The organism is Frankia sp. QA3 (genome assembly GCF_000262465.1).
GTDB lineage: Bacteria > Actinomycetota > Actinomycetes > Frankiales > Frankiaceae > Frankia.
Genome location: NZ_CM001489.1, coordinates 5961452 through 5965681, shown reverse-complemented (window position 1 = coordinate 5965681; position 4230 = coordinate 5961452). Strand labels below are relative to the sequence as shown.

Below are 4230 nucleotides of genomic sequence, written 5' to 3'. Positions count from 1 at the left end.
CGGCGACCTGGGAGGCGGGCGGGGGCCGGGAGGCGGCGGGCCTGAGTGTGCCGGAGTCGGTGACCGCCGAACCCCTCGGCGCCGGGCCGCTCGATCCCTTCCTCGTGGATCCGCACGTCACCGACGTGCTGGTGAACGCCCCCGACGAGGTCTGGGTGGAGCGGCAGGGTCGGCTGACGAGGACCTCGGTCACCTTCGCCGACGAGGATGCCGTGCGCCGCCTCGCCGTCCGGCTCGCGGCGGCCGCCGGCCGGCGGCTGGACTCCGCCATGCCCTTCGCCGACGTCCTGCTCGGCGATGGCACCCGGATGCACGCGGTCCTCGCGCCCACCGCCGTGCGCGGCACCTGCCTGTCCCTACGGCGCCCCCGGCGCCGGCCGTTCACCTTCGACGAGCTCGTGCTCGCCGGCACGCTGAGCCCCGCGGTGGCAGCAGTGCTGCACGCGGTGCTGCACGCGCGGCTCGCGGTCGTCGTGACGGGCGGCACCGGCACGGGCAAAAGCACACTGCTCGCCGCCCTGCTGGGCGCGGTGCGTCCGGGCGAGCGGATCGTCCTCGTCGAGGACACCGCCGAGCTCGCGGTGACCCGACCCGGCCTGGTCCGGCTGGAGGCCCGGCCGCCCAACATCGAGGGCGCAGGCGAGGTGACCCAGCGCGAACTGGTCCGGCAGGCGCTGCGGATGCGACCGGACCGTCTCGTCGTCGGCGAGGTCCGCGGACCCGAGGTGCTCGACCTCCTCGTCGCCCTCAACACCGGGCACGAGGGCGGTCTGAGCACCGTGCACGCGAACGACACCGGCGCGCTGCCCACCCGGCTGGAGGCGCTGGCTGCCCTCGCCGGGCTGTCCCGGGCGGCGGTCCACAGCCATGTCGCCGCAGCCCTGCACGCGGCCGTCCACCTGCACCGGGATGCGGACGGCCACCGGCGGGTCCGGGCGGTCGGCGTGTTCCGCCGGGCGCGCGACGGGCTGGTGGAGGTCGTACCCGCGCTGGTCGCGCCCCCGGCCGCGGCCAGGCGGGGAGCCCCGCGGCGCGGCGAGGGCCCCGTGGCCGCGGAGGGACTGCCGCTGCTGCGAAGCCTGCTGGACGTCCGCGGGGTGAGCCTGCCGGCGTTCGTCGACGCCGCCGCACCCGCCGGGCGGCGGCCTTGATCGCCCCGGTGCGCGCCGCGCGCCCGGCCGTGCGGGGCCGGCGTCGCGGCCGGGACGGGACGGCGAACAAAAGCCGGCCTGCGGCGGGCGCGGCGGCGCCCATCGCCGCGCTGGGCATCGCCGCGGTGCTCGCGGTCACCACCGGGCCCCTCGCCGCGGCCACCGTGACCATGGCGCTCGGCTGCCTGGCGCGAGCCGTCCGGCGGGAGCGGGCGCGGCGGCGGCAGGCCATGGTGCGCGCGGGCGCGGAGGACTTCCTCGCGGCCTTCGCCGCGGAACTCGACGCCGGCGGTCCGCACGGGCACGCGCTGCGCGCCGCCGCACGCGGCATCGAGGAGCTCGGCACCGCCCCCGGCCGGCGTCCCGGCTGGATTCCGCTCGACCAGCTGGCCGCGACGCTCGCGGAAGCGGACGACCCCGGCCTCACACTGTGCCGGAACGAGGCCGGCGCCGTACGCCAGCTCGGCATCGCCTACCAGGTCTGCACGATGGTCGGTGCCAGGCTCGCCCCCGTCACGACGATGCTGGCCACGCTCGCCCGGGCTGACGCCGTGCGGGCGGGGGAACTGGCGGCGGCGCTGGCCGGCCCGAGGTCCTCCGGGCGGCTGGTGGCCGCCCTCCCACTGGCCGGGATCGCGCTTGGATCGCTGGCCGGCGCCCATCCGCTGCACACGTTGCTTGCCACCCCCGCCGGCAACGCCTGCCTGCTGGCGGGGGGCCTGGCGGACCTGGTGGGACTGCGCTGGCTGCGGTCCTTCGCGGACCGGGTCGAGCGGCGAGCGGGGCCGGTGGCCATGGACGCCGCCCGAACCGGTGGCCCGGCCGGCACCGCCACCGGGCGCGAGCGGCTGCTCGCCGATCTGCCGCTGGCCCTCGACCTGATCGCGGCCTGCCTGCGCGGCGGCGGGACTGTCGTCTCCGCCATGATGGCCGTCGGCGCCGCCAACGGCGGCGTGCTGGGCAGGGAGCTGCGCCGTGCCGCCGACGCGCTGGCGGCGGGGGCCGACGCGCCTACCGCCTGCGACCGGCTGATCGCTGCCACTGTCGCGCGCAGCCGCGCCGCGCGGCTGGCACGGCTGCTGCGGCGCGATCCGCGCGGCTCGCCGGGATCGCGCTGGACGGCGATGATGCGGGCGGCCGTCACCGCCTTCGACCGGGCCCAGACGTCCGGCGCGAAACCTGCCGCCGCCCTCGTCCGGCTCGCCCAGCGGGCCCGCGACGAGGCCCATGCGGAGAGCATCGCCGCGGCCCGCCGAGCCGGCGTGCTGGCCGTCGCGCCGCTCGGGCTCTGCTTTCTGCCCGCCTTCCTGCTGCTCGGCGTCGTCCCGGTCGTACTCGGCTCCCTACCGGATCTGCTGCCGGCGTAGCCATGCAGGCACCAATCGATCCATCGCTGCCCCGCTCCCGGAGGTGTCCCTGATGTTCCCGTCATCCAGGATGTTCCCGTCACTGAGCCACCTGCCCGGCCGGCCGTCCATCCGGGCCGCCTGCCGCCGGGCCCTCGCCCGCCGCCGTCGCGGCGCCGGCGGCCGCGACCTGGGGATGTCCACAGCCGAGTACGCGGTCGGCACGCTCGCCGCGGTCGCGTTCGCCGGCGTCCTCTACGCGGTGGTGTCGAGTTCCGCGACCCGCTCGCTGGTCTCGTCGGTCGTGCAGCGCGCACTGACCGTTTCGTTCTGAGCGGCCGCCGTGCGAAGGCCCAGCGCGGCGCCGCGGGCGCGCCGTGTACATCCCACGCCCCGCCCACCGGCCGGCGCCCAGCGCCGGCGGGACGCAGCCAGCGGGGCGGACAGCGGTCAGGCGACCGCCGAACTCGCGGTCGGCCTGCCGTCGGTGTTCGTCGTCTTCTTCCTCGCGGCCTGGATGCTCGGTGTGGTTGGCGCCCAGGCCCGGTGCGCCGACGCGGCCCGGGTCGGCGCCCGGCTCGCGGCCAGAGGCGAGACGGCGGCGGCAGTCACCGCCGCGGTGACCCGGGCGGCGCCTCGGGACGCGACCCTGCGGATGCACCGCCAGGCGGGCCTGCTCGACGTCGAGGTCTCGGCGCGGGTGGGGGCCGCCGGCCTCGGCCGGCTGGTGCCGGCACTCGTCGTGACCGCGCACGCCGTCACGCCCGTGGAACCGACCGCCTGCACGGCGCCGGACTGCCCGCGACCGGGACCGCCGTGACCGGGACCGCCGTGACCGCGGGTGGTCGCCACCACCCGCGGGCGGCCTCGACGCCCCTCGCGGCGACCGGGGGCGGGCGGGATGCGGGATCGGCGACGGTGTGGCTGCTCGCCGTCCTGTTCGCGCTGCTGTCGCTGGCCGGCCTCGCCTTCACCGTGACGGTGATCGGCGCGGCGCGGCAGCGGGCTGCGGGGGCCGCCGATCTCGCGGCGCTCGCCGCGGCCGCCCTACCCCCGGTCGGCGAGCAATCCGTGTGCGCGCGGGCCCGGGAGATCAGTGCCGCCAACGGGGCCCGCCTGCTGGACTGCCGGATCGCCGCCGACGCGGTGGAGGTCGCCGTCAGCGTGCACCTGCCGGCGGTGGTCGGCGTGCTGACCGACCTGACCGTGCACGCTCGGGCCGGCCCATGGGGCGGAGCGGCCGGCGCCTACCTGCCGACGTCCCAGGAAACGGATGGTCAGGAGCGGGCCCCCGCTGCGTCCTGAACGGTCTGGTCTGCCGAGTCGTGGTCGCGGGTCTCCCGCCGGCCCAGGTCCGCGACGCGGGCCACGATCCGGTCGCCGCGTCGCGGATGGGTGTTCGTCCGCAGCGGCGCGCCGGACCCGGCGGACGGCGGATCGGTCGCCGGGTTGTTCGAGGCCGGCGGCGTCGACGGGGTGGGGACGCGCACGGCGGACCGCACCGGCGCGGTCTGCCGGACGTCGCCGGACCAGGTGGGCGAGGTGTCGGCGCCATGCGCAGGGACAGTCTCGGCGGCCGGGCGGGCCGCAGAAGCCGGGCGGGCCTCGGCGGCAGGCTGCTTCGCGAGAGTGGGGCGCTTGGCGAGGGTGGGGCGAGTCCGCCTGGGTGCGCCAGGGGTCCGCTCGTCGGGCCGCCCGGCGACCCCGGCGGCCGCAGCCGGGCGCGTCGCCGC

Annotated in this window: 5 protein-coding genes and 1 pseudogene; 5 read left to right on the top strand and 1 reads right to left on the bottom strand. The window is 78.2% G+C overall.

The genetic code is table 11. The annotated features are described in order from the left end of the window. Nucleotides 1-41 precede the first annotated feature (41 nt). From FRAQA3DRAFT_RS36295 to FRAQA3DRAFT_RS24460, 5 genes are read left to right on the top strand one after another with little or no spacing between them, the layout of a single operon-like run. Nucleotides 42-1151 (top strand): TadA family conjugal transfer-associated ATPase, encoded by a 1110-nt coding sequence (locus FRAQA3DRAFT_RS36295; RefSeq protein ID WP_035923434.1) that lies wholly within the window; start codon nucleotides 42-44, stop codon nucleotides 1149-1151. A gap of 8 nt (nucleotides 1152-1159) precedes the next feature. Beyond that, the gene (locus tag FRAQA3DRAFT_RS24475) at nucleotides 1160-2518 is read left to right on the top strand and encodes a type II secretion system F family protein (RefSeq protein WP_232291739.1); all 1359 of its coding nucleotides are present in this window, start codon (nucleotides 1160-1162) and stop codon (nucleotides 2516-2518) included. Nucleotides 2519-2570: 52 nt separating this feature from the next. Beyond that, complete coding sequence (locus FRAQA3DRAFT_RS24470) at nucleotides 2571-2831, top strand: DUF4244 domain-containing protein (protein ID WP_009741734.1); 261 nt, start codon at nucleotides 2571-2573, stop codon at nucleotides 2829-2831. A 9-nt stretch (nucleotides 2832-2840) separates the two neighbouring features. Further along, nucleotides 2841-3317: a TadE family protein gene (locus FRAQA3DRAFT_RS24465; RefSeq protein WP_009741733.1), complete on the top strand. Its 477-nt coding sequence runs from the start codon at nucleotides 2841-2843 to the stop codon at nucleotides 3315-3317. Beyond that, nucleotides 3314-3802 carry an Rv3654c family TadE-like protein gene (locus tag FRAQA3DRAFT_RS24460; RefSeq protein ID WP_009741732.1) on the top strand — a complete coding sequence of 163 codons (489 nt, stop codon included), beginning with the start codon at nucleotides 3314-3316 and terminating at the stop codon, nucleotides 3800-3802. Before FRAQA3DRAFT_RS24465 ends, FRAQA3DRAFT_RS24460 begins: the two co-directional genes overlap by 4 nt. Here FRAQA3DRAFT_RS24460 and FRAQA3DRAFT_RS36290 read toward each other — a convergent pair. Beyond that, nucleotides 3775-4230: pseudogene (locus FRAQA3DRAFT_RS36290) on the bottom strand (hypothetical protein); the annotation flags it as partial. The gene FRAQA3DRAFT_RS24460 and the pseudogene FRAQA3DRAFT_RS36290 sit on opposite strands and share 28 nt — an antisense overlap.